20 protein-coding genes and 1 riboswitch are annotated in these 22,301 nt (G+C 58.2%); of the genes, 13 read left to right on the plus strand and 7 right to left on the minus strand.

Annotated elements, in window-relative coordinates; all coding sequences use genetic code 11:
• Positions 1-196 precede the first annotated feature (196 nt).
• Both HMPREF3098_RS01485 and HMPREF3098_RS01490 read right to left on the minus strand, forming a co-directional pair.
• On the minus strand, positions 197-1,324 hold the full coding sequence (locus HMPREF3098_RS01485) for a homoserine O-acetyltransferase MetX (RefSeq protein ID WP_070433733.1): 1,128 nt from the start codon (positions 1,322-1,324) through the stop codon (positions 197-199).
• 35 nt (positions 1,325-1,359) lie between these two features.
• Positions 1,360-2,685, minus strand: coding sequence for an O-acetylhomoserine/O-acetylserine sulfhydrylase (locus HMPREF3098_RS01490; RefSeq protein WP_070433734.1), 1,326 nt, complete (start codon positions 2,683-2,685; stop codon positions 1,360-1,362).
• 266 nt (positions 2,686-2,951) lie between these two features.
• A riboswitch (SAM riboswitch) is annotated at positions 2,952-3,074 on the plus strand.
• Positions 3,075-3,096: 22 nt separating this feature from the next.
• On the opposite strand from HMPREF3098_RS01490, the gene HMPREF3098_RS01495 reads away from it, so the two are divergent.
• The 3 genes from HMPREF3098_RS01495 to sucD all read left to right on the plus strand — a co-directional run bounded on the left by HMPREF3098_RS01495 (position 3,097) and on the right by sucD (position 5,969).
• On the plus strand, positions 3,097-3,696 hold the full coding sequence (locus HMPREF3098_RS01495; protein WP_141739630.1) for a hypothetical protein: 600 nt from the start codon (positions 3,097-3,099) through the stop codon (positions 3,694-3,696).
• A gap of 146 nt (positions 3,697-3,842) precedes the next feature.
• Positions 3,843-5,048, plus strand: coding sequence for an ADP-forming succinate--CoA ligase subunit beta (gene sucC, locus HMPREF3098_RS01500; RefSeq protein WP_070433736.1), 1,206 nt, complete (start codon positions 3,843-3,845; stop codon positions 5,046-5,048).
• 33 nt (positions 5,049-5,081) lie between these two features.
• Complete coding sequence (gene sucD / locus HMPREF3098_RS01505) at positions 5,082-5,969, plus strand: succinate--CoA ligase subunit alpha (RefSeq protein ID WP_070433737.1); 888 nt, start codon at positions 5,082-5,084, stop codon at positions 5,967-5,969.
• Positions 5,970-6,163: 194 nt separating this feature from the next.
• On the opposite strand, the gene HMPREF3098_RS01510 is transcribed toward sucD, so the two are convergent.
• A complete protein-coding gene (locus tag HMPREF3098_RS01510; RefSeq protein ID WP_070433748.1) occupies positions 6,164-8,380 on the minus strand; it encodes an NADP-dependent isocitrate dehydrogenase in 2,217 nt (738 codons plus the stop codon).
• A 209-nt stretch (positions 8,381-8,589) separates the two neighbouring features.
• Here HMPREF3098_RS01510 and HMPREF3098_RS01515 point away from each other — a divergent pair, with 209 nt between their 5' ends.
• The 10 genes from HMPREF3098_RS01515 (at position 8,590) to HMPREF3098_RS01555 (ending at position 18,866) form a co-directional block, all read left to right on the plus strand.
• Positions 8,590-9,828 (plus strand): MFS transporter, encoded by a 1,239-nt coding sequence (locus HMPREF3098_RS01515; RefSeq protein ID WP_070433738.1) that lies wholly within the window; start codon positions 8,590-8,592, stop codon positions 9,826-9,828.
• A gap of 155 nt (positions 9,829-9,983) precedes the next feature.
• Positions 9,984-11,018, plus strand: coding sequence for an exodeoxyribonuclease III (locus HMPREF3098_RS01520; protein ID WP_070433739.1), 1,035 nt, complete (start codon positions 9,984-9,986; stop codon positions 11,016-11,018).
• Between the two features lie 42 nt (positions 11,019-11,060).
• Positions 11,061-11,186: a hypothetical protein gene (locus tag HMPREF3098_RS11960; RefSeq protein ID WP_256364840.1), complete on the plus strand. Its 126-nt coding sequence runs from the start codon at positions 11,061-11,063 to the stop codon at positions 11,184-11,186.
• A 15-nt stretch (positions 11,187-11,201) separates the two neighbouring features.
• Positions 11,202-11,954: a trimeric intracellular cation channel family protein gene (locus HMPREF3098_RS01525; RefSeq protein WP_083283913.1), complete on the plus strand. Its 753-nt coding sequence runs from the start codon at positions 11,202-11,204 to the stop codon at positions 11,952-11,954.
• Between the two features lie 26 nt (positions 11,955-11,980).
• Positions 11,981-13,078 carry a tryptophan--tRNA ligase gene (gene trpS, locus HMPREF3098_RS01530; protein WP_246815802.1) on the plus strand — a complete coding sequence of 366 codons (1,098 nt, stop codon included), beginning with the start codon at positions 11,981-11,983 and terminating at the stop codon, positions 13,076-13,078.
• Positions 13,079-13,243: 165 nt separating this feature from the next.
• Positions 13,244-14,236, plus strand: coding sequence for an inner membrane protein YhjD (gene yhjD, locus HMPREF3098_RS01535; RefSeq protein ID WP_070433740.1), 993 nt, complete (start codon positions 13,244-13,246; stop codon positions 14,234-14,236).
• A 60-nt stretch (positions 14,237-14,296) separates the two neighbouring features.
• On the plus strand, positions 14,297-15,607 hold the full coding sequence (locus HMPREF3098_RS01540; RefSeq protein ID WP_070433741.1) for an adenosine deaminase: 1,311 nt from the start codon (positions 14,297-14,299) through the stop codon (positions 15,605-15,607).
• A gap of 315 nt (positions 15,608-15,922) precedes the next feature.
• Positions 15,923-16,921, plus strand: coding sequence for a sugar ABC transporter substrate-binding protein (locus tag HMPREF3098_RS01545; protein ID WP_070433751.1), 999 nt, complete (start codon positions 15,923-15,925; stop codon positions 16,919-16,921).
• Positions 16,921-17,907: an ABC transporter permease gene (locus HMPREF3098_RS01550; RefSeq protein ID WP_070433742.1), complete on the plus strand. Its 987-nt coding sequence runs from the start codon at positions 16,921-16,923 to the stop codon at positions 17,905-17,907. The genes HMPREF3098_RS01545 and HMPREF3098_RS01550 overlap by 1 nt, the downstream gene beginning before the upstream one ends.
• Before the next feature lie 179 nt (positions 17,908-18,086).
• Positions 18,087-18,866 carry an ATP-binding cassette domain-containing protein gene (locus HMPREF3098_RS01555; protein ID WP_083283920.1) on the plus strand — a complete coding sequence of 260 codons (780 nt, stop codon included), beginning with the start codon at positions 18,087-18,089 and terminating at the stop codon, positions 18,864-18,866.
• 143 nt (positions 18,867-19,009) lie between these two features.
• Here HMPREF3098_RS01555 and HMPREF3098_RS01560 read toward each other — a convergent pair whose 3' ends face one another.
• The 4 genes from HMPREF3098_RS01560 to HMPREF3098_RS01575 all read right to left on the minus strand — a co-directional run bounded on the left by HMPREF3098_RS01560 (position 19,010) and on the right by HMPREF3098_RS01575 (position 21,980).
• Positions 19,010-20,263, minus strand: coding sequence for a hypothetical protein (locus HMPREF3098_RS01560; protein WP_070433743.1), 1,254 nt, complete (start codon positions 20,261-20,263; stop codon positions 19,010-19,012).
• A 22-nt stretch (positions 20,264-20,285) separates the two neighbouring features.
• Positions 20,286-20,450, minus strand: a complete 165-nt coding sequence (locus HMPREF3098_RS11450; protein WP_168155970.1) for a hypothetical protein — start codon at positions 20,448-20,450, stop codon at positions 20,286-20,288.
• A 244-nt stretch (positions 20,451-20,694) separates the two neighbouring features.
• Positions 20,695-21,666, minus strand: coding sequence for a C40 family peptidase (locus HMPREF3098_RS01570; RefSeq protein ID WP_070433745.1), 972 nt, complete (start codon positions 21,664-21,666; stop codon positions 20,695-20,697).
• Complete coding sequence (locus HMPREF3098_RS01575) at positions 21,663-21,980, minus strand: hypothetical protein (protein WP_070433746.1); 318 nt, start codon at positions 21,978-21,980, stop codon at positions 21,663-21,665. Before HMPREF3098_RS01575 ends, HMPREF3098_RS01570 begins: the two co-directional genes overlap by 4 nt.
• Between the last annotated feature and the right edge of the window lie 321 nt (positions 21,981-22,301).

Consider the following 22,301-nt stretch of genomic DNA (forward strand, 5'->3'; position numbering starts at 1 on the left):
CTTCAGCCTTGGGCAGTCACGCGTCAGCACCGCTGGGGTCGCGGGTAGCCACGCCGTGGCAACGCCACCACACTTCAGCCTTGGGCAGTCGCGAGTCAGTACCGCTTAGGCCGCGGGTAGCCACGCCGTGGCAACGTCACCACACTTCAGCCTTGGGCAGTCACGCGTCAGCACCGCTTCCGCCCCGGCGCCCCAGCTATTCGACTACCTCGCCGAGTAGCTCTGCTTTCCGCAGGAACTTCTCCAGCACCTGCCCCATTTGCCGCGATTCGATGAGGAACCCATCGTGCCCCGTTGGAGACGTGATCTTGGATAACCCGATGAAGTCGCCCAAGTTGCGTGACAGGTGCTCCTGCTGGTGGAACGGATACAAAATGTCGGTATCCACCCCCACCACCATGGTGGGCACCTGGCTGGAGCCCAATGCCGCATTCATCCCACCGCGCCCACGGCCCACATCGTGCCGGTTGAGCGCATCGGTCAGCACCACATAACTGCCCGCGTCGAAGCGCTCCTTCAGCTTCTCGGCCTGCCGATCCAGATAGCTCTCCACGGAAAAACGCTGGTCGCTTCGACGATACGGGCCATAGGGATTTTCGTCCCGTTGCGGATCGGTGCCGAATCGCTCGTCGACTTCTAACTCACCGCGATAGGTCAGGTGTGCAATCCGCCGCGCCTGCCCCATCCCTTCATTGGGCTCACGGCCGGTTCCGTAGTAATCGCCGCCCTGCCAGTCCGGATCGGCCTCGATAAAGCGAATCTGGCTGGACTGAATGCCGATCTGCCAGGCGCTCGCGCGCGCTGAAACGGCAATCGCCAGTGCGCTGGTGACTTTGGAGGGGAACATTAGCGTCCACTCCAGCACCCTAGCCCCTCCCATCGAAGCACCAATAACGGCAGCTATTTTTTCGACGCCCATCGCTTCCAGCAACTGGTTTTCCGCTTGCACCATATCCCTGATCGACAGGCCGGGGAAGCGTGATCCCCAGGCGCGGCCGTCAGCATGCAAACTGGCCGGACCGGTGGAGCCTTGGCACCCTCCCAGCACATTGGCGCACAGCACTAGGTAGCGTTCCGTGTCAATGGGCTTGCCGGGGCCCACATTGTCTGACCACCAATCCATCGCGTTCCCATCGCCGGTCAGCGCGTGCTCGATGAGAATGATTGGCCGACGGGCGGCTTCGGTGGGGCAGCCGTGGGCGTCGTCATAAAAGGCATGCAGGCACAACCGAGCGGCGGGAATAGTGACCCCACCCTCGGTGACAACATCGCCGATCTCGATGATGGACGAGCCGCCATTGGGTGGGAGTAATTCGGAGCGCATGATGGGAAAGAAGGGGTCGCTGGGTGGTGGGGGCGTTAAATCGCGTCGAAGGCTTGGCGCAGGTCGTTGATGATGTCGTCGATATCCTCAATGCCCACCGACAGGCGAACCGTGGCCTGGGACACTCCGGCGGAGGCCAGGTTTTCCTCGGTTGACTGGGAGTGAGTGGTGGTCGCGGGGTGGACCACGAGGGAACGCACGTCGCCGACGTTAGCCAGATTGGAGTGCAGCTTGAGGGCATCGATGAACTTCCACGCGGTGTCCTTAGGATCGGAGCTTCCGGTGGCTAGGTCGAAGGACAGCACGGCACCGGTGTACTCCAGTCCCAGTTTTTCCTTCGTGGCGTACCACGGGCTATCGGGTAGTCCCGCGTAGTTGACCTTCGCAACCTTGTCATGACCAGCGAGGAATTCGGCAACCTGCTTCGCGTTCTCGTTGTGCTGGCGAACGCGGAGCGACAACGTATCGAGGCCCTGTGTGGAGATCCATGCGTTAAAGGCGGACAGGGTAGCGCCGGTATCGCGCAGCAGGCCAACGCGTGCCTTCAGGCCGAAAGCGGCCGGGCCAAGGTCAGCGTACTTCAAACCGTGGTAGGCAGGGTCTGGGGTCACGAAGCCGGGGAAGACGGGCTTGCCATTGCGCTTTTGAGTCCAATCGAACTTGCCGCCGTCAACCAGAATGCCGCCGAGGGCGGAGCCATTACCGGTATAGAACTTCGTTAGGGAGTTGACCACGACATCCGCGCCCAAATCCAGTGGGCGTACGAGGGCGGCGGTGGCTAGGGTGTTGTCCACGATGAGTGGGACGTTGTTCTTGTGCGCGATTTCCGCGATGGCTGGGATGTCCAGAACGTCGGCCTGAGGATTGGCGAAAGTCTCACCGTAGAATGCGACAGTATTGTCCTGGACGGCGGCCTGCCACGACTCTGGGTCATCCGGGTTCTCAACGAAGGTAGTGGTAATGCCCAACTTCGGTAGTGTCACGAGCAGGAGAGTTTCCGTACCGCCGTACAGGCGCGGGGAGGCCACGATGTGATCGCCGGCCTGGGCGAGGTTGAGGATCGCTGCGGTCTCCGCAGCCTGACCGGACGCGAACGCGACTGCGTGCACGCCACCTTCGAGGGAGGCGATGCGGTTTTCCAGTACCTCGACGGTGGGGTTGGTGAGACGGGAGTAAACGGGACCCAAGTCCTCTAACGCGAAACGCTGCTTAGCGTGCTCTGCGGAATCGAAAACAAACGAGGAGGAAAAGTGGATGGGCAGGTTGCGCGCGCCGGTGGCATCCACCGGTTGGCCCGCGTGGATCTGACGGGTAGCAAAGCCCCAGTTATCGGCTGAGGAATTGTCGTACTTGGTTGACATGGGTGATCTCGATTCTTGTTAGTTTTTCGTGTTGTTCGCGACGGTTGTGGGCCGCAGTTCACCGGGGATGAAATGACCCAGTCCGGTTGGAGAGAGACTTTAGCCCGCATGAAAGGGATTGTAAACCGCTCTGTCTATTTTTTCGTCGTTTTTTGGAAAAGTGGCAGGTGAATCGATGTATATTTTTCGTACCGCTTGGTCTGTTTTAGTGCTCGCGGGGGGCTAAGTTGAAAGTAGACCAAGCTGTCTGTTAAGCTCTGCTGTGCGATCAAGAAGACCGACGATTCTAAGCCTCCCGGCTTGTCGGCTGGCAACCGCGCTCGTTCTGCGCACGGTGCCCCCGGGAGAAGATCGGCCAGCGAGGCTACCGCCCGCTGGAAGAGCGAACATTTTTTTGCTAGGAGACTTTCTGTGTCTGACGACATGTCCATTCACATTCCTGATTCCGTGCCCAACAGTTCCGCAGATGACTGGGTTGAAGCCCACGTAAACTCCTGCGCCGGCGCCAGCCTTACCTTCTCTGCCGGAGGAAAATCACACGTGCGGGTGTTCCGCAGCCAATATGGGGCACTACTTGCCTTCGCTTCCTTGAGCCCTAGCTTTCTGTACTCCCACAGCCGGAACAAAGCCCGCCTGCACGACGGGGATGATCTGGAATTGCCCCCGCGGCACATCCAACACCAACACTGCAGCGCAGCCGAATGCAACGTGCTAGCGCCCGGACATAAGCCCCACCACGGGCCGGTGCTGCGTGCCGCCAACGGTCCCGCAGAAAAATGGGTGCCAGTCGAAGTCCTCAACGTGGAGGGGATGAAGGCTACCCTAGCTACCCCTCGCGGGCAGGTCACAGTCTATAACCACCAACCGCATCACTTTGCCAAAGTCGTTGAATTCCATGAACAGTTCGGCATCCTGCGGTGTGCTCGCAAGAGTGATCCCGCATCGGGGCATACAGGAAGTACCGTTATGTGGATATCTCGGGAACCCATCACCGCCTGCACTAAAGGCTAGGGGCAGCCACACAAAAAATCTGTACGCTCGGGGATTGGACCGCACCCAGGGTCTCAGGGCTGATGCACGGCGTGGCGTCGGTACAAAAAGAGGCCACAGGACGGGAACCGCAAAGAAAACGCAGTCAAACCCCCAATGGAGACAACGTGGATCTTTACGAATACCAGGCCCGTGACATGTTCGAGGCACACCACGTGCCCGTACTGCGCGCAAAGGTAGCGACAACCCCCGAACAGGCTAAACAGGCGGCAGAAGAACTGGGAACCCCAGTTGTTGTAGTTAAAGCTCAGGTGAAAACCGGTGGCCGTGGCAAGGCCGGCGGTGTGAAACTAGCCAAGAGCCCAGAGGAAGCTGCGCAGCATGCCGAGCAGATCCTGGGCATGGACATCAAGGGGCACACCGTTCACAAGGTCATGATTGCGGAAGGCGCAGATATCGCGGAGGAGTACTACTTCTCAATTCTGCTGGACCGCACCCGCCGTCGTTACCTGGCCATGTTCTCCAAGGAAGGCGGGGTAGAGATCGAAAAACTGGCGGTAGAAAAGCCAGAGGCGCTGGTTCGCCGCAACTTTACTGCACTGGAAGGTCTGACCGAGCAGATTGCGCGCGAGATCGCCGAACAGGGTGGCATGACTGGCGAAGATGTAGACAAGATCGTCCCAGTGATGCAGACCCTGTACAAGGTGTACTCCGAAGAAGATGCCAGCTTGGTTGAGGTCAATCCGCTGGTGAAGACCGGTGACGGCCAGATCGTCGCCCTCGACGGCAAGGTTTCCCTGGACGATAACGCCGAATTCCGCCACCCGGATCACGCAGACTTGGCTGATCCTTCCTCCACGGACCCGTTGGAGCTCAAGGCCAAAGAGCTAGACCTCAACTACGTCAAGCTGGACGGAAACGTAGGTGTGATTGGCAACGGCGCGGGACTTGTGATGTCCACTTTGGACGTTGTTGCCTACGCCGGTGAGCAGTTCGATTCAAAGCCGGCGCCGGCGAACTTCTTAGATATCGGTGGTGGCGCCAGTGCGGAAGTTATGGCCAACGGCCTGGGCGTGATTCTGGGTGATAAGCAGGTCAAGAGCGTATTCGTTAACGTCTTCGGTGGCATCACAGCCTGCGATGAGGTTGCCAATGGAATCGTCAGCGCCTTCAAGATCCTGCAGGATCAGGGCGTGGAGCCTAAACCTCTCGTCGTCCGCCTCGACGGCAACAATGCTGACTTGGGGCGCCAGATTCTCGAGCAGGCGGGTTTGCCGGGTGTTGAGATGGTCGGTTCTATGGACGACGCCGCGCGCCGCGCCGCAGAAATCGCTCACCAGGTGCGCGCTGGTAACCACAAGAGCCAAGCGTAATTCCCTCGACGAAGAAAAGGATCACCTACAACTATGGCTATTTTCGTTAATTCCGAATCCAAGATCGTCGTCCAGGGCATGACCGGCTCTGAGGGGCGTAAGCACACCCAGCGGATGCTGAACTCCGGTTCCAACATCGTTGGTGGTGTGAACCCCAAGAAGGCCGGGACGACCGTGGAGTTCGACGGCGGTAAGTCCGTTCCTGTGTTTGGATCCGTGGCCGATGCCATGGAGGAGACCGGTGCGAATGTTTCCGTTGTCTTCGTACCCGCTGCTTTCACGAAGTCAGCAATGGTAGAGGCGATTGAGGCCGAGATGCCACTGGTCGTCTGCATCACGGAGGGTGTTCCGGTGAAGGACACCGCAGAATTCTTCGCCCTTGCGCGCCAGTCTGGCAAGACCCGGATCATTGGCCCGAATTGCCCAGGCATTATTAGCCCGGAGCAGACCAACGTGGGCATCATCCCTGCCGAAACCGCCCCGAATCAGGGGCGCATCGGTTTGGTTTCGAAGTCCGGCACGCTGACCTATCAGATGATGTATGAGCTGCGCGACCTAGGATTCTCCACCGCTGTTGGTATTGGTGGTGACCCGATTATCGGTACTACGCACATCAATGCCATCGAAGCCTTCCAGCAGGACCCGGATACAGACGCGATCATCATGATCGGCGAGATCGGTGGCGATGCGGAGGAGTTCGCGGCTGAGTACATCAAGGACAACGTGACCAAGCCGGTGGTTGCCTACATTGCGGGCTTCACTGCCCCAGAGGGTAAGACCATGGGTCACGCGGGAGCGATCGTTTCCGGCGGGAGTGGTACCGCCGAGGGGAAGAAGGAAGCGCTTGAGGCAGCTGGGGTAAAGGTTGGCAAAACCCCAACGGAGGCGGCTCACCTGCTGCGGGAAGCTATCCAGGGTTAATTGGTTGTGCAGGCCATTGTTTTAGGTTCGTTGTGAGGCGCAGTCGGTGGTCGGTGCCTCCCGAGGGCGAAGCCGCCGTGGGGGTTGAATAGAATTCGGCGCTGCATCCCTCTGATGTGAGGAGGTGCAGCGCCGAAGGGTTTCCTGCGCAGGAGCGACGGGCCCGAAGACCAGCGACTAAAAAGGGGGGGGGGTTACTTCTTCAGAGAGTCAATGATCTGGTTGAACGTCTCCGAAGGACGCATAACCTTGTTGACCTTTTCATCATCCAGCCAGTAGTAACCGCCTAGATCGGCAGGGGTGCCCTGCACATTAATGAGTTCTTGGGAAATTTCCTGTTCCTTCTGTTCCAACGCATCGGCGACAGGAGCGAAAACCTTTGCAAGCTCCTCGTCACGGTCCTGGTTGGCAAGCTCACGTGCCCAGTACATTGCCAGGTAGAAGTGCGAACCGCGGTTGTCGATCTCGCCAACCTTGCGGGAAGGGGACTTGTCCTGGTCTAGAACCTTCTCCGTTGCCACGTCCAGTGCATCACCCAAGATTGGAGTGCGTGGATTGTTATCGGTCTCGGCCAGCTTGCGTAGGGATTCAGCCAACGCAAGGAACTCGCCCAAGGAATCCCAACGCAGGTGGTTTTCCTTCTGCACTTGCTGGACGTGCTTTGGCGCGGAACCACCGGCACCGGTCTCGAACAGGCCGCCACCAGCGATCAACGGAACGATGGAGAGCATCTTGGCGGATGTACCTAGCTCCATGATGGGGAATAGGTCGGTGAGGTAATCACGCAGAACGTTGCCGGTCACAGAGATCGTGTCCTTGCCGGCGCGGATGCGGTCCAGGGAGAACTGGCACGCCTCGGTTGGGCTCATGATGTGAATCTCCAAGCCCTCAGTATCGTGATCACCCAGGTACTTGTTGACCTGTTCAATCATATTGCGATCGTGAGCGCGCTCCGGATCCAACCAGAACACCGCCGGGGCGCCCGTCGCCGCAGCGCGATTGACAGCCAGCTTCACCCAGTCCTGCACAGGAATGTCCTTGGCCTGGCATGCACGCCAAATATCGCCTTGGGAAACTTCGTGTTCCATCAGAACCTCGCCAGCGGAGTTCAGCACCTGAACACGTCCGTCGTGAGGAATCTTGAAAGTCTTATCGTGGGACCCGTACTCTTCGGCCTTCTGCGCCATCAGGCCAACGTTGGGAACGGTGCCCATCGTGGTCGGGTCGAAAGCGCCGTTCTTGCGGCAGTCGTCGATGACAACTTGGTAGATCTCCGAGTAGGAGGAATCGGGTAGAACTGCGAGCGTGTCCTGAGTATTCCCGTCGGCGTTCCACATTTGCCCCGAGTTACGGATCATCGCTGGCATGGACGCATCCACGATCACATCGGATGGGACGTGCAGGTTGGTGATGCCGTTATCGGAGTCCACCATCGCCAAGTCGGCGCTGTCCTTGAGGGTCTTCTCAATAGCCTCGCTGATTTCTGCACCGTGCTTCAAGGATTCCAAACCGTCCAGGATGGCGCCCAAGCCGTTTTCTCCGTTCAGGCCCGCGCCCAACAACTCGTCACCGTACTCCTCGAACACGTCAGAGAAGTAGGCGCGTACAGCGTGACCGAAGATGATGGGGTCCGAGACCTTCATCATGGTGGCCTTGAGGTGAACGGAGAATAGAACACCTTCGGCCTTAGCTCGGGAAACCTGGGCGCGCAGGAACGTATCCAAGGCGTTCGCGCTCAACACCGTGGCGTCGACGATCTCGTTTCTCAGAACCGGCAGCTCATCCTTCAGTACCACGGTTTCGCCGTTGGGCTGTACCAGTTGGAAGCGCAACGTGTCGTCTGCTGGCATGATGACGGACTGCTCGTTGTGCCGGAAGTCATCGGCCTCCATGGTGGCAACGTTGGTCTTCGAATCGGCGGTCCATTCACCCATAGAGTGTGGGTGCTTGCGCACGAAGTTCTTCACGGCTTTTGGTGCGCGCCGATCGGAGTTGCCCTCGCGCAGGACGGGGTTTACAGCGGAGCCCTTGACTGAGTCGTAACGGGTGCGCGCGTCCTTTTCCTCGTCCGTGGAAGGCTCGGCTGGGTAATCCGGCAGATCGTAACCGGCCTTTTGTAGCTCGGCGATCGCGGCTTTCAACTGCGGTACGGATGCGGAGATGTTAGGTAGCTTAACGATGTTGGCCTCGGGAGTCTTGGCTAGCTCGCCGAGTTCCTGGAGTGCATCGTTGACCTGTTGCTCCTTGGGTAGCCTGTCGTTGAATGCGGCGAGGATGCGCGCTGCAAGTGAAATATCGCGGGTTTCCACCTGCACACCGGTGGTGGCAGCGAAAGCTTCTACGATGGGCTTGAGCGAATACGTGGCCAGTAGTGGGGCCTCGTCAGTGCGGGTGTAGATGATGTTTGCCATGTGGCGTTCTTCTCCCTGCATTCAGTATTAAGCGGTCAGATGTTATCGTTTTACCTTCCCCACAATACGTTAAACCCGAAACTTGTGAATGATACGGGTTCACGGGCTACTGTGTGGCCAGAATAGTAAATAGTTTCATAAATTTTTTGGAGTCCGCCCTCTTTATGTCTCCCTCCAAGGTTCCACAGCCCTCACTGCGATCCTCGACAATGACGAAAGACTCGAACGCCGTTTCCAATCGTCTTTCTCGCCGCCCGATCCCTCGCCAAACCGAGATGGGCTCACGCCGTCGCACCTTCGCGATGTTCGCCATGGCCCTCGGCGGTTTCGGTATCGGGACTACGGAATTCGTGGCGATGGGATTGCTCAAATACATCGCCGCTGACTTCAATATCACGGAAGATACCGCCGGTCACATTATTTCCGCCTACGCCTTGGGCGTAGTCGTCGGCGCCCCCCTCATCACCACTCTGACGGGAAAGATTCCCCGTCGCCGGCTAGCGCTGATCCTCATGATCGCCTTCACCATCGGTAACGGGCTCACGGTATTCGCACACAACTACGACCTTCTTGTTCTGTCGCGTTTCATCGCCGGTCTGCCCCACGGTGCGTACTTCTCCGTCACCGCGCTTATCACTGCCTCGATGGCCCCACCCGGTCAGCGTGGCAAGTCGGTGGCTTTAGTTAGTATGGGCCTTTCGGTTGCGACGGTCATCGGCGTGCCCGTTGCACAGTGGCTCGGTGGCACATTCGGCTGGAACCTTGCGTTCCTCCTGGTCACCCTCATCGGTGTTTTCACCTTCATCTCGCTGTGGTTCACCGTCCCCCACATGACCCTCATGCCAGCCACCAATCCCGTTACCGAACTCGGCGCGCTCGTGAATTCCCAAGTGCTGCTCACCCTAGCAATCGGCACCGTCGGCTTTGGAGGCATGTTTGCGGTCTATACCTACATCACCTGGACGTTAACCGAGCGTGCTGGTTTTAATCCCTCCCTCATGTGGATTCCTCTGATGGTCTACGGCATCGGAATGGTCATCGGCACCTATATTGGTGGCATCCTGGCCGACCGCAATCTGGAATACACCATCTGCGGCGTGCTGGTCACGTTGATTTTCATCCTCACCCTCTTCCGATTTGTCTCCGCCAACGCACCCTTGGCCATCACCGTGTTCGGTTTGATTGGCATGACCGGCTCCATCCTGGTTCCCAGCCTGCAGATGCGACTCATGGACGTTGCTGGAGATGCCCAAAACCTTGCTGCGGCCCTCAACCACTCTGCGCTCAATATCGCCAATGCCACGGGCGCCTTCGTTGGCGGGCAAGTCATCGCCGCAGGCATGGGCTATGCTTCGCCTGCCTTGGCCGGTGCGATCATGGCTGCCTGTGGCGTGGTGGTGTGGGTACCGACCTACATGCTGCGCCGGCGCCAGCTTGCCCGCGCCTAGCCCGCTTCTTGTCTGAGCTTCCCGATCTTCTCGTGGTGTGCTCGCGCCTCTTGGCGGGGCCTGGTCATTGAGAACTCCGGCTAGTCGCGTTGGCTTTTTCTTTTCCACCGACGCCCACAGCCTCCCCACCAACGCCACTGACTAGGGTAGAGGCCATGACTTTAACGGTGGCAACGGTAAACGTGAACGGAATTCGCGCGGCGGCTAAACAGCGCAGCGAAACGAACCTGGGTATCCTCCCTTGGCTGGAGAACACCAGCGCCGATGTGGTCCTCATGCAAGAAGTGCGTGCTAACGAAAAACAAACCGAAGCAGCGCTGGCCCCGGCTCTCGAAGCCGGATGGCACCTGGTCCAGGCGGAGGCCGCAGCTAAGGGGCGTGCGGGCGTCGGGATCCTATCGCGCCTACCCCTTACCCACGTGGCCACCGGGTTTGCCCACGCCGAAGAGCAAGCCGGCCTGACCGCCTCGCCCGGTGCGCGGGAGTTCGATGATTCCGGGCGGTATATCGAAGCCCGGGTCAATACACATTTTGGGCCCGTGACTGTGGCCTCCCTGTACCTGCCCAGTGGAGCGGCGAACAGCGAAAAGCAGGACGAGAAGTATCGGTTCTTAGATTCTTTCGGCCACTTCATGCAGCAACGGGCTGCCTGCACGGTTGATGGTCAACCGGAAAACATGATTATCGGCGGAGATTGGAACATTTGCCACCGGCGCGCAGATTTGAAGAATTGGCGTACCAACCGCACCAAGTCCGGATTCTTGCCAGATGAGCGGGCATTCATGGACTCTATCTTGGGCTCGTGGCCGGATGAGAGTACTCAAGTGGGCGATGAAACCGATTCAGCGCGCACCGGCAACCCAGCGGGTCGCGCAGGGGATTTCTATGGGGCCGTGGATTATTCGCCAACGCCGCTCGCGCAACAACGTCTGCGGGAGGGGGCGAGTGAGAACCCGCAGTGGTTCGATGTTGTCCGTCGCCTTAACCCAGAAGCAGATGGGCCGTATTCGTGGTGGACTTACCGCGGACAGGCATTCGACACGGGTGCGGGATGGCGGCTTGACCTACATGTGGCGACCGAGGGGATGCTGGAGCGCGCACGTGTGGCCAACAATGCGTGGGTTGATCGCGCGGAAGCTTACGACTTGCGCTGGTCTGACCATTCGCCTGTGATCGTTGAATACGCCTAAGCGGCTGGCGGGTTCTGCGGTGTCGTTTGAGGTGCGCGGACAGTGGCCTACAATGATGCGGGTCCGAACAACGGTGTGGGTCCGAACAACGATGTAGGTCCGAACAACGATGCGGGTTCGAACATCGATGTGGGTCCGAATCCGAAACTTCGTGAAGTGTTGATGTAGAAAGGTACGTTCCTTATGCTCACCGTACTTTTCGTTATCGGTATTACCGCAGAAGCCATGACGGCTGCCCTAGCCGCGGGGCGACAGCGCATGGACTTGTTCGGTGTGTGCATGATCGCCTGTGTCACTGCCCTCGGTGGCGGAACCATGCGTGATCTCTTGCTTGCACACTACCCACTGAGGTGGGTGAATGAGCCAGTCTTCTTGTTGATTGTGGTGGTCGCGGCCCTCGTCACCGTGCTGACGAGCGTATTGATGAGTTACTTCCGGACCATCTTCCTATTGCTCGACTCTCTGGGTTTGGCTGCTTTTTCCGTGCTCGGCACGCAAGTTGCTCTAGGGGAGGGGCATGGCTTGATCATTGCCTGCATGGCAGCTGTGGTCACAGGTGTGTTCGGCGGTGTGGCCCGCGATATCCTGTGCGACCGCGTGCCTCTCGTATTTTCGGACGAATTGTATGCCTCCGTCGCTTTTGTGGCGGCAGTGTTGTATTACGTCATGCACACCAACGGAGTACCTGAACAAGTGACGGTCATTGTCACATTGGTGGTGGCGTTCACCCTGCGTGTGTTGTCCATCTACTTCAAAATCTCCCTGCCGGTATTCGAGTATCAGGAGCGCCAATACGCCCGTGACCCAGCGGGGCGCTTGACGATGTGGATACTTAATCGCGCGGGAGTTCGGCGTCGAACATTAAAGAAAAGAAGGGTCGGTAACGTCCGCCGAGAAGAGGAAGAAGAGGAAGAAGAAGGACCCGATGGGCGCTAGTTTTCTGCCGGAGTAAAGTTACAACTATGTCTAATACTGAAAACACCCCTGAAACTAGTGCAGAAACTGTAGCCGCAACCAACAATGGTGCAGCGACAGCTCACCCCGAGCGCAAACAGCGCGTGGTATCCGGCCTGCAGCCCACCAGCGATTCCTATCACCTCGGAAATTACTTGGGAGCGGTCAAGCAGTTTATTGATTTGCAGGATGATTACGACACGCTGTACTTCATCCCTGACCAGCACGCCATTACCGTGCCGGGGTACAACCCGAAAGATCTACGCAATCGCACCTTAGCGGGCGCAGCTCAGCTGCTAGCCCTAGGCATCGACCCTGAGCGTTCCACGTTGTTCGTGCAGTCTCATGTGCCCGAGCATGCCCAATTGGCGTGGGTATTTATGTGCATCACCGGGGATGGTGAAGCGCGCCGCATGACTCAGTTCAAGGATAAATCGGCAAAACAAGGCAGCGAGAACACCACTTCGGGTCTGTACGCGTACCCAATGCTGATGGCGGCAGATATTTTGCTTTATCGCCCGAACCTAGTGCCGGTGGGGGAGGATCAGCGCCAACACCTAGAACTCACGCGTAACCTCGCAGAACGCTTTAACTCGCGGTATAAGAAGACCTTCGTGGTGCCCGAAGGCTTCATCCCCGAATCCGCCGCGAAGATTTACGACCTACAGGAGCCTACTGCCAAGATGAGTAAGTCCGGGGACAATCCCAAAGGCATCATCAACTTGTTGGATGATCCCAAGGTATCGGCCAAGCGCATTCGCTCGGCGGTAACGGATAACGATGCCGAGATCCGCTACGACAAAGAAAACAAACCTGGCGTATCCAACCTGTTGGTGATCCAGTCCAGTTTGTCCGGCAGGTCGATTGATGACATCGTGGCAGGTTACCAGGCCGCGGGCTCCGGTTATGGCGACCTGAAGAAGGACACGGCCGAGGTTCTAGAGGAGTTCTGTTCCCCATTGCGTGCACAGTTCGACGAGTACATGTCCGACCGCGCTGAGCTGGAGCGCGTGCTAGCTAAGGGTGCGGAACGTGCTCGTGAGATCGCTACGCGCACCTTGGAACAGGTCTATGACCGGGTGGGTTTCTTGGCTGCGGGCAAATAACCGTTGCGCTAGGCGCGTGACCCCACCATGACCTACGCGCGCCCCGGGGTGGGTTTTTCTGGAGGCGCAGGGCGATAACGTGGCGAGCCCCCAGTGAGACGCGGGCTCACATAGTAGGCTCCACTATGACGTTTCATATCACCACGGAAAGGCTGGAACGCTTCGGTGGCTACAAAAACAACCGACCCCAATAAGGACAAGCTCGACGACTACGGCGTTGAGCGTGCGCGGGAAGATAATCCGGGCGCGATCGATAAATACCGTGAGAAGTGGCCTTGGTTCGACCACATCATGCGCATGCAGGAGCGCTATTCCGAAAGAGGTGGCAACCAGTTTGCCGCCGGCATCACTTACTTTTCGGTTCTCTCCCTGTTCCCCCTCCTGATGCTGACATTTTCTATCACCGCGATGGTGTTGGCGGGAAACCAAGAACTACTGAATAAGGTCATCGACAAGGTTGCCCAATCCGGTGGCGACAAGATGAGTGAAACTCTGACGACAATCATCCACCAGGCGGTTGAACAGCGAGCCTCGGTATTCTCCATCGGTTTGCTCCTCGCCCTGTGGACTGGGTTGGGTTGGATGGCGCATCTGCGCATGGGGGCCTCCGAAATGTGGAAGGTTTCTGGTACCCCGAAGAACTTCATCATGGGTAAGGTCAAGGACTTCATTGGGCTCATCGTCCTACTCATTGCGCTCATCGTTGCCTTTGCTGTAACCGCCATTGGAAACTCCGGGTTGACCATGCGCCTGCTGGAGATGCTGCACTTGTCGGATATCCCGGGCATCCGCATTCTCACCTTCCTTGTTGCACTAGTGGTCGCCCTGATTGCCAACTACATCGTGTTTGTGTGGCTCATCGCGTACCTGCCACGAACGAAGACTGACCGTCCTTCTGTTTTCCGCGCTGCGATCATCGGCGCCGTAGCCTTCGAGGTCTTCAAACAGTTTGCGACGGTGTTTTTCTCCAACGCGCTGAGCAACCCCGCGGGAGCGGCTTTCGGTCCAATCATCGGTGTGATGGTCTTGATGTACTTCGTGTGGCGCATTGTGTTGTATTGCTCCGCATGGGCTGCAACCACCGACCGTGCGCTCTCCCAGGTCACGCCGGAGGCACCACCGGCGGCGATCATCAATGTGCGTTACGACGCCCACTAAAGCCGCGCGTTTCGACGCTCGCTGAAGGTTGGACAACCAGCCTCGCTAAACTAGTGGTTTATGAGCCACGTTGATAGCGAACTTCTGTCCACCATCGCCAGCCTGCCTAAGGTTGAACTCCACGATCACCTTGACGGCGGGTTGCGCCCAGCCACGATCATTGAGCTGGCTGAAGAAAGCGGTTACGACAAGCTGCCCACCACTAACCCGGAAGAATTGGAAAAGTGGTTTTATGATGCAGCTAATTCGGGTGATCTGCCCACTTACCTCACCACTTTCGATCACACTACTGCGGTTATGCAGACGCGCGAGGCGTTGATTCGTGTCACCCGCGAGGCGGTCGAAGACCTCGCCGCGGACAACGTGTGTTACGCCGAACTGCGGTATGCCCCAGAGCAGCACCTGAACGCGGGATTGAGCCTGCAAGACGTTGTGGAGGCCACCGTTCAGGGCGTGCAGGAAGGTGAGCGACTGGTAGCTGAACGTGACAACAAAACCATCCATGTGCGCCTCATCCTTTGCGCCATGCGACATGCAGATCGTGCCACGGAAATCGCCCAGTTGACCGTTGATAACTACGGTAAGCACACCCCAGGCCAAGGCTATGTGGTGGGCTTTGACATTGCGGGTGCAGAACTGGGCTTCCCGCCATCAAAGCACGCCGAGGCATTTGCGCTATTGCGTGAAAACCTGGTGCCGTTCACCATTCACGCTGGAGAAGCCGATGGTGTGGATTCCCTCCGCTCGGCTCTGGCGCAGGGGGCTCGACGAATCGGTCACGGCGTGCGCGTCTACGAGGACTTCAATGCCACCATGGCAGGTATCGAATTGGGGCCCGTGGCAACGGCAATGCTGGATCAGCGCATCACCTTGGAGATTTGTCCCACCTCGAACACCCAAACCGGTGTGTGCGAATCGATCGCCGATCACCCCTTCAACCTGTTGTACGACATGGGCTTCCACTGCACGGTGAATACGGATAACCGCTTGGTTTCCGGTACCACCATGACCCAGGAATTTGCGCGCCTCATCGAGGAATTCGATCTGGAGTTGTGGCAAATGTTGGAGCTGACCACCAACGCACTGGACGTTGCCTACTGCCCGCAGGGCCTGCGTGAGGACTTAGCCCAGCATGTCATCTACCCAGCGTACGCCGAAGTTGGAGGCGTACTGGGTGCTGACGGTTCTTTGGGTACCGACGCCCACGAGCACGACCACGACCACTTGTCTTCTGGGCTACGGGGCTTGCACAGCCACGAGGTGGCGGAGGATCCCCGGCTGGAGTTGTCGATGGAAAACCTCAAGGCGGAGCTAGAAGAGTTGGGTCTTAGCTTGGATGATGACGCGGAGGACCAAGACGGCGCGAACTAGCGGTTCAGTCTGCGCAGGTGAAGCCCACCCCTCTCTGAAGGTTTCAAGTCAAACGAAGGCGGTTCAGTCTGCGCAGGTGAAGCCCACCCCTCTCTGAAGGCTTTAGGTCAAACGAAGGCGGTTCAGTCTGCGCAGGTGGGGGCCACTGAAACGTTTAAGAACGTCATTGAATAAATTGACTCATCCCTTCCGACCTGCGCATAATCAGAATTTGTGCGACCACAATCGGTAAATCCTCAGTCCCAGCGCAGCCAGCTTCAGCGCTTGTCTTCGTCCCCAATAACAGCATCGGAGACTCATTCACCCGTTTTCGCCATTGGCCGTGTGCGCCTAGTGGTGATCGTGGCCGCGCTGCTTGCGGCGTCGATAATCCTCAGTGGTTGCTCGGCAACCGGAGGGCGGCCGCGTGATACCGGCGAGTCCGGCGGTGGCGGGGGCGTGGATACCCCGCGTTACACCGTAGCGATGGTGAGCCATGGCGCGCCCGGGGATACTTTCTGGGACCTCGTGCGGGCAGGAGCGGAAGACGCGGCGAAGAAGAACAACTTGGAGCTGCGCTACAGCTCCTCGCCGCAAGCTCCGGATCAAGCCAACCTAGTGCGCAACGCGATTGATTCCAAGGTCGACGGTTTGGCTTTAACGATGCCAACCCCCGAAGCATTGGGACCTGCTGCGAAGCGCGCCGTGGATGCTGGGATTCCCACGGTGGCGCTGAACTCCGGAATGGATAACTATGGGCGCTACGGTATCTCGGCGTTCTTTGGGCAAGACGAAAAGGTGGCCGGGGAGCAAGCCGGCCAGAGGCTGGCTAACGACGGGGCCAAGAAGGTGCTGTGCGTGATTCACGAGCAAGGTAACCCCAGCCAGGAATCACGGTGTGGTGGAATTAAGAAGGGGCTCGCTGGCAAGGGCGATGTTGAAAACCTTTACGTCAACGGGATGGATCTCACGAACGTGCAGTCCACCGTGCAGGCAAAGTTGGCGCAGGATAAGAGCATCGATTGGATCATGGGCCTAGTTGCGCCCGTGGCCCTGACCAGCGTGAAATCCGCCAAGACCGCAGGTAGCAACGTCAAGATCGCCACTTTTGATACCAATGCCGAGTTGGTCGCCGCCATCAAGAAGGGTGATATTCAGTGGGCTGTGGATCAACAGCCCTACCTGCAGGGTTACATGGCGATCGACGCGCTGTGGTTAGCCCAGCGTAACGGCTCCACCGTCGGCGGTGGGAAGGCGGTACTCACCGGTCCAAGTTTTGTGGATAACTCCAATGTGGAAACCATCGAGGATGCAGCCAAGAAAGGACTTCGTTAATGGCCAGTTGGCTTAAACGTCCGGAGTTCGCCTCCGTCCTCGGCGCACTTGTTATTTTCGCACTGTTCATGATTGTGGCACCGAGCTTCCGTAGCGCCGACGCGTTTGCAACCGTGTTGTACGCCAGCTCCACCATGGGGATCATTGCGCTAGCCGTCGGTGTGCTGATGATCGGCGATGAATTCGATTTGTCCTCCGGCGTGGCGGTGACCACCTCTGCGCTGGCTGCGACGATGCTGAACTACAACTTCTGGCTGAATTCCTGGGTCGGTGTGTTCCTCTCCCTGCTGATTGCCCTGGCTATTGGAGCGTGCAACGGGTACTTGGTGATGCGAACGGGAATCCCCAGCTTCCTGATCACGTTGGCAGCGTTTCTCATGCTGCAGGGCATTAACCTGGCTGTCACCAAGCTAGTCACCGGGCAGGTTGCTACCCCGTCCATCAGTGATATGGAAGGTTTCGAATCCGCACGTCGGGTTTTTGCTTCCAGCGTGGATATCTTTGGAGTGAGTATTAACGTCACCGTGTTCTGGTGGTTGCTTTTCGTGGCGTTTGCTAGCTTCTTGCTGTTTAAGACCCGTTTCGGTAACTGGATCTTCGCCGTGGGGGGTGACGCCGAAGCGGCCCGTGCCGTCGGTGTACCAGTGCGACGGACGAAGGTCATTCTGTTCATGTTCGTGGCATTTGCCGCATGGTTCGTGGGCATGCATAACTTATTCGCATTCGATTCGATCCAGGCGGGTCAGGGTGTGGGCAACGAATTCCTGTACATCATCGCCGCCGTCATCGGCGGGTGCGCGCTCACCGGCGGAAAGGGTACCGCCGTGGGCACGGCCGTGGGGGCTTTGATTTTCGGCATGACCAACCAAGGCATTGTGTACGCAGGCTGGAACCCTGACTGGTTTAAGTTCTTCCTAGGCGCAATGTTGCTGTTTGCTGTGCTGACCAATAATTCCGTTTCTCGATTCACTAGCGGAAAGGCGTGATCTCGACTATGTTGCGGAAATTTTCTCGAGGGAACAAGGAGCAGGTGAATGTCGATGCGAACGGAGGCGTGGCGGGTGCCGGTGTGAGTACCGGTGCGGGTGGAAGTGCAGTACCGGTTGGTGTGGGTGTTGAATCCGGTGTGAGTACCGGTGCGGGTGGAAGTGCAGTACCGGTTGGTGTGGGTGTTGAATCCGGTGTGGCACTGATCGAATTGCGCGATGTCACCAAGGACTACGGGCCGATCCACGTTTTGGATGGGGTTAACCTGCGGATTCACCCAGGGGAAGTAACCTGTGTCCTAGGCGATAACGGTGCGGGCAAGTCCACACTCATCAAGATCTTGGCTGGTCGGCACCCGCACTCCAGCGGTGAGCTGCTCGTCGATGGGGAAGAAGTTCACTTCGCCGGACCAAAAGCGGCTCTGGATCGCGGTATAGCAACGGTATATCAGGATCTCGCCGTTGTGCCGGAGATGTCGGTGTGGCGCAATTTCTTCCTGGGCCAGGAAATCACTGGTGCGCTGGGGACATTGAAAACCGATACGATGCGCACTATCGCTGGGGAAGAACTAGCCAAGATGGGGGTAAACCTGCCCAACGTCGAGGTCCCTATCAATACATTGTCGGGTGGTCAACGACAGGTGGTGGCGATTGCACGAGCGGTGTACTTCGGTGCGCGGGTGCTGATTTTGGACGAGCCCACTGCCGCGCTTGGCGTCAAGCAATCGGGAATGGTGCTCCGGTTCGTGAAAGCCGCGAAGCAAAAAGGGCTGGGCGTTATCCTGATTACCCACAATCCACATCACGCGTACCTGGTGGGGGACCACTTCGTAATGCTGAACATGGGGCAGCAGGTGATGGATGCCAGCTATGACGAAGTGACATTGGAACAGCTCACGCTAGAGATGTCCGGCGGCGGCGAGCTTGAAAGCTTAGATCACGAGCTGCGCCGGGGTTAGCGCGCTGGGGTGGTGGGGTTAACTTGCTGGTGTGGTGGGGTTAGCGTGCTGGGGTTATTGCGCTGGTGTGGTGGGGTTAGCGCGCTGGGGTTATTGCGCCGGTGTGGTGGGGTTAGCGCGCCGGTGTGGTGGGGGCCTGTGGATTAGAAACGGGTGAATCGCTTAGTCAAGCCTTCCTCCAACGCCTTCCAACCCTTGGCTTCCTTGTCGAAGGGAGCCGAAGGGGTTGCAGAGGAAGGAGCGCCCAGCATGTAGGCGAGGTAGTTCTGTAGCTCGGGGTACGCCAACAAGACCTTATTGACGCCATCGTCGCCCGCCCAGTCAGCTGCGTCCGCGAGCAGTTCGTATGCCCGGCCCAGCTGATCTGTATCGACCGATTCCACGGACTTAGCGATGTCCTCGCGCAGCCCGGTGAAGACGTACTGGTTCGTGTCGTGAACCTTGACATCCAACTCGCCGGCGTTCGCCATGCTGACGATGTCCCCCCAAGTGGAGAGCGATTCCAGGTCGTGTTCTGGGGCGTCGATAATCCAGCGAACCAGCGTTTTGGCATTCGGGAAGGTGTGAATTTCGCCATTCTTGCCTAGGAAGAGGGGCTTGTCACCGACGTAGCACCGCAGCGTGTAAGCGTACTGGCCACCGAGGGAAATACGGATGGGGTCGATCCCAGATTGAGCCCAGATGGTGGAATCGTATGGATCGATATCCGCGGCTTCTTTGTCCTTTTGCTGTTCTTTCGCGAGGGCCTCGGCTTTATCCTCGGCGGCTTTCTTGGCAGAGTCGATGCGTTCCTGGGCTGCTTCCGTGCTAGATTCCTTGACCTCAGGGTGAATGATGGCGGCTTCAATGGCATCTAGGATGGTTTTCCAACGATCCAAGACCGTGCGACCTACGCCCGACCACTCTTCCATACCATTTTGGGAAGCGTAGTGGTCCGCACCGCGGCGGGTGTTACCCAAAATGGAGTACGAGTGGAACCAGTTGTTGATGTCCTTGATGTCCATCACGCTGCCGAAGCTGCGGACTAGATCGAACGCGCGGGTGACGGTCGTGGTGGATTCGTAGCCTGGGCGTTGTGCCAATACTCGGGGGAGCTCGATCAGATCGATCGTGGTCTTTTCAGTGGGAATCACGTTGGCATCGAGATTCGCGGAGAATTGCGACCATTTCGGGTGATCTGAGAGCTCGTTCTGGCCCCCGTCATTGAGGTAAGCCAAGATCTCTGCGGGGCTGCTGAAGACGTAAATCTTGTCATCGTTGCCCAGGAACGCCTGCCAGGATTCCCCCTTGACCATCCAATGAGGTGCCCACAGGGTGTACCACGTGCCGCTGGTGAGAACCATCTTGACTGGGACCACGCCGGTCCCGAAGGTTCGAGTACTGGTTTCTACTGCCATGAAGCAGCATCTTACCTTGTTCTTATCGCAATTCCATCGTTAGGACGGGAGGTACGGTCGCGGGTTCTTCACCAAGGAACTGCGCCTGCAAATATTCTCTTTTCTCTGGAACAGTCACGATCCGGGCAAGTCCCGTGGAGTGCTTCGGGCCCACTAATGGTCGGTCGGTGTGGTTTGTTGCATTCATGGCTGGGTCCTCTGTGTTCTGGTGGTTATAGAGTGTTTTTTGGTTCGGTTTGTTTCGTGGGCTGGTTGCGTTTGGTGTGTGTTGGTGGGTTTTGCGGGTTGATGGGTTTGGTGTGTTGGTGGGGTGGTTGCGTTTGGTGTGTTTTGTGGGGTGGTTGCGTTTGGTGGGTTGGTGGGTTTTGCGGGCTGGTTGCGTTCGGTGTGTTGGTGGGTTTGGTTGCGAGGTAGTGGATCCGTAAGCATGGTTACGCCGCCGTGGGGCGATAGAACCCTTTGAAGGCCATGCCGATGTTGTCGCGCCGGATGGGGTTGATCTGTACAGGATCGCCAGCTTCGATCATCCGACCGTTGTCCACAACCATTGCCACATGCCCATCCCAGACAGCTAGATCCCCGGGGCGTACTTGATGCTGCGGGATTTGGGGGCCGATTGCTTGCGCATCGGCCGTGCGTGGCAGGTCGATGCCCGCCTGCTTATACGCCCACTGCGTTAACCCGCTGCAGTCCAATCCCTGACCGGGGACGTTGCCGCCCCACTGATACGGCGTGCCGAGAGCGGATTTGGCAGCCGTAACTGCCCGATCCGCAGCTGTAGACGGCGCCAGAGCATCACCATCCATGGCGGCGGTGTGCAGGCTGGGGGAGGGCTTGTCCACGGGACCGGCGGGGTGCGCGAGCACGGGTTTTTGCGCGACGACTTCCCCGTTCGTCGCTTCTGCGCGGGGTGTGGGAAGGGGAGTGGATTTCACTTTGACCGTCAGCGCGCGCAGAGTGGCACCCAGTTCTTCTATCTCGGCTTCGGCGCGGCCCCAATGTGTCATCGCGATGGGTAGTAGCGTGGCCATCGCCGCAGACGGGTTCAGTAGCATGCTTCCGTGCAATGCCCCAGATAACTGGGCGAAGCACTCCCGGGCGATCGTCATTATCCGTGTGCCGGTCGTTTGCGTGGCCATCACGGCCTCGCGAGCAATATCATCCAGCTGATTTCCGCCCATGATCACACTATGGACCGCCCGCATAGCCTCATTAACGTTGCGAGTTACAGCGTGCCCAGCCTGCCCATGGATTCCGTTGGCGATATAGCTTTCTAACTGGCGCCCCACCGATTCCACATCAGCTATGGATGCCAATCCCTTTACCGCACTGGATGCACCGGCTGCTGTCGGTGCAGGGAGCAGACGCAAAATGGGTTCCAATAGCCCTGCAATATTCATCATCCCGCCTTCCCTCGGAACATTGCCGCGTGGTCGGATTCATGACTTCCTACTGCGGTATCGAAATCGCGGAGGCCCGTGGCGGCGTCGGTAAAATAGCTAGCTAGCGCTTGCAAGCCGGAATTGTGACGTGACCGCGCATCGGCCAATGCAGCCGAAAACTCTTGAGCCGCGGCGTGCGGTACTCCCGAGAGAATCGATGGGAGTACTTCGGAACGCGAGTGCAACTGGGAGGCCACGGTGTGGGCGATGGTGGCCGCGCTGCGGACCTCGTGAGCGATGAACGTTAGGGGCGCAGGGGATGAAACTTCGGCCATGGCAGGGCAGTCCTTACTACTAACGAAGGCTCACGGGGTGAGACAGGCAGAGTTCTATCGAAATCCGCTGAGGTTCGATCCAAATCCGCTAAGGAACGGGGCCGTTCAAACCGCGAGCGTTCGGGGTGCGTCACTTACGAAACCGTTAGACACGGGTGTTCACGAAAAGGTTCATGCTGCGGTGGGTTGGTGACGGTGGGTTGGGTTAGTTCGGGTAGATGGCGTTGGGTTCGTGAAGGTGGGTTGGTGGGTTGGTGACGGTGGGTTGGTGGGTTGGTGACGATGGGTTGAAGTGCCCCGGGTTTTGTTCCTAGGCATTTG

The sequence above is a fragment of the Corynebacterium sp. HMSC28B08 genome (assembly GCF_001806865.1).
In the GTDB taxonomy this organism is placed as follows: Bacteria; Actinomycetota; Actinomycetes; order Mycobacteriales; family Mycobacteriaceae; genus Corynebacterium; species Corynebacterium auriscanis.

What these genes read in the sequence shown, in the direction of transcription:
- HMPREF3098_RS01485 (WP_070433733.1), bottom strand. Translation starts at nt 1,324, where the DNA reads ATGCGCTCCGAATTACTCCCACCCAATGGCGGCTCGTCCATCATCGAG.
- HMPREF3098_RS01490 (WP_070433734.1), bottom strand. Translation starts at nt 2,685, where the DNA reads ATGTCAACCAAGTACGACAATTCCTCAGCCGATAACTGGGGCTTTGCT.
- sucD (WP_070433737.1), top strand. Translation starts at nt 5,082, where the DNA reads ATGGCTATTTTCGTTAATTCCGAATCCAAGATCGTCGTCCAGGGCATG.
- HMPREF3098_RS01510 (WP_070433748.1), bottom strand. Translation starts at nt 8,380, where the DNA reads ATGGCAAACATCATCTACACCCGCACTGACGAGGCCCCACTACTGGCC.
- HMPREF3098_RS01515 (WP_070433738.1), top strand. Translation starts at nt 8,590, where the DNA reads ATGACGAAAGACTCGAACGCCGTTTCCAATCGTCTTTCTCGCCGCCCG.
- HMPREF3098_RS01520 (WP_070433739.1), top strand. Translation starts at nt 9,984, where the DNA reads ATGACTTTAACGGTGGCAACGGTAAACGTGAACGGAATTCGCGCGGCG.
- HMPREF3098_RS01525 (WP_083283913.1), top strand. Translation starts at nt 11,202, where the DNA reads ATGCTCACCGTACTTTTCGTTATCGGTATTACCGCAGAAGCCATGACG.
- trpS (WP_246815802.1), top strand. Translation starts at nt 11,981, where the DNA reads ATGTCTAATACTGAAAACACCCCTGAAACTAGTGCAGAAACTGTAGCC.
- HMPREF3098_RS01540 (WP_070433741.1), top strand. Translation starts at nt 14,297, where the DNA reads ATGAGCCACGTTGATAGCGAACTTCTGTCCACCATCGCCAGCCTGCCT.
- HMPREF3098_RS01550 (WP_070433742.1), top strand. Translation starts at nt 16,921, where the DNA reads ATGGCCAGTTGGCTTAAACGTCCGGAGTTCGCCTCCGTCCTCGGCGCA.
- HMPREF3098_RS01560 (WP_070433743.1), bottom strand. Translation starts at nt 20,263, where the DNA reads ATGGCAGTAGAAACCAGTACTCGAACCTTCGGGACCGGCGTGGTCCCA.
- HMPREF3098_RS11450 (WP_168155970.1), bottom strand. Translation starts at nt 20,450, where the DNA reads ATGAATGCAACAAACCACACCGACCGACCATTAGTGGGCCCGAAGCAC.
- HMPREF3098_RS01570 (WP_070433745.1), bottom strand. Translation starts at nt 21,666, where the DNA reads ATGATGAATATTGCAGGGCTATTGGAACCCATTTTGCGTCTGCTCCCT.
- HMPREF3098_RS01575 (WP_070433746.1), bottom strand. Translation starts at nt 21,980, where the DNA reads ATGGCCGAAGTTTCATCCCCTGCGCCCCTAACGTTCATCGCTCACGAG.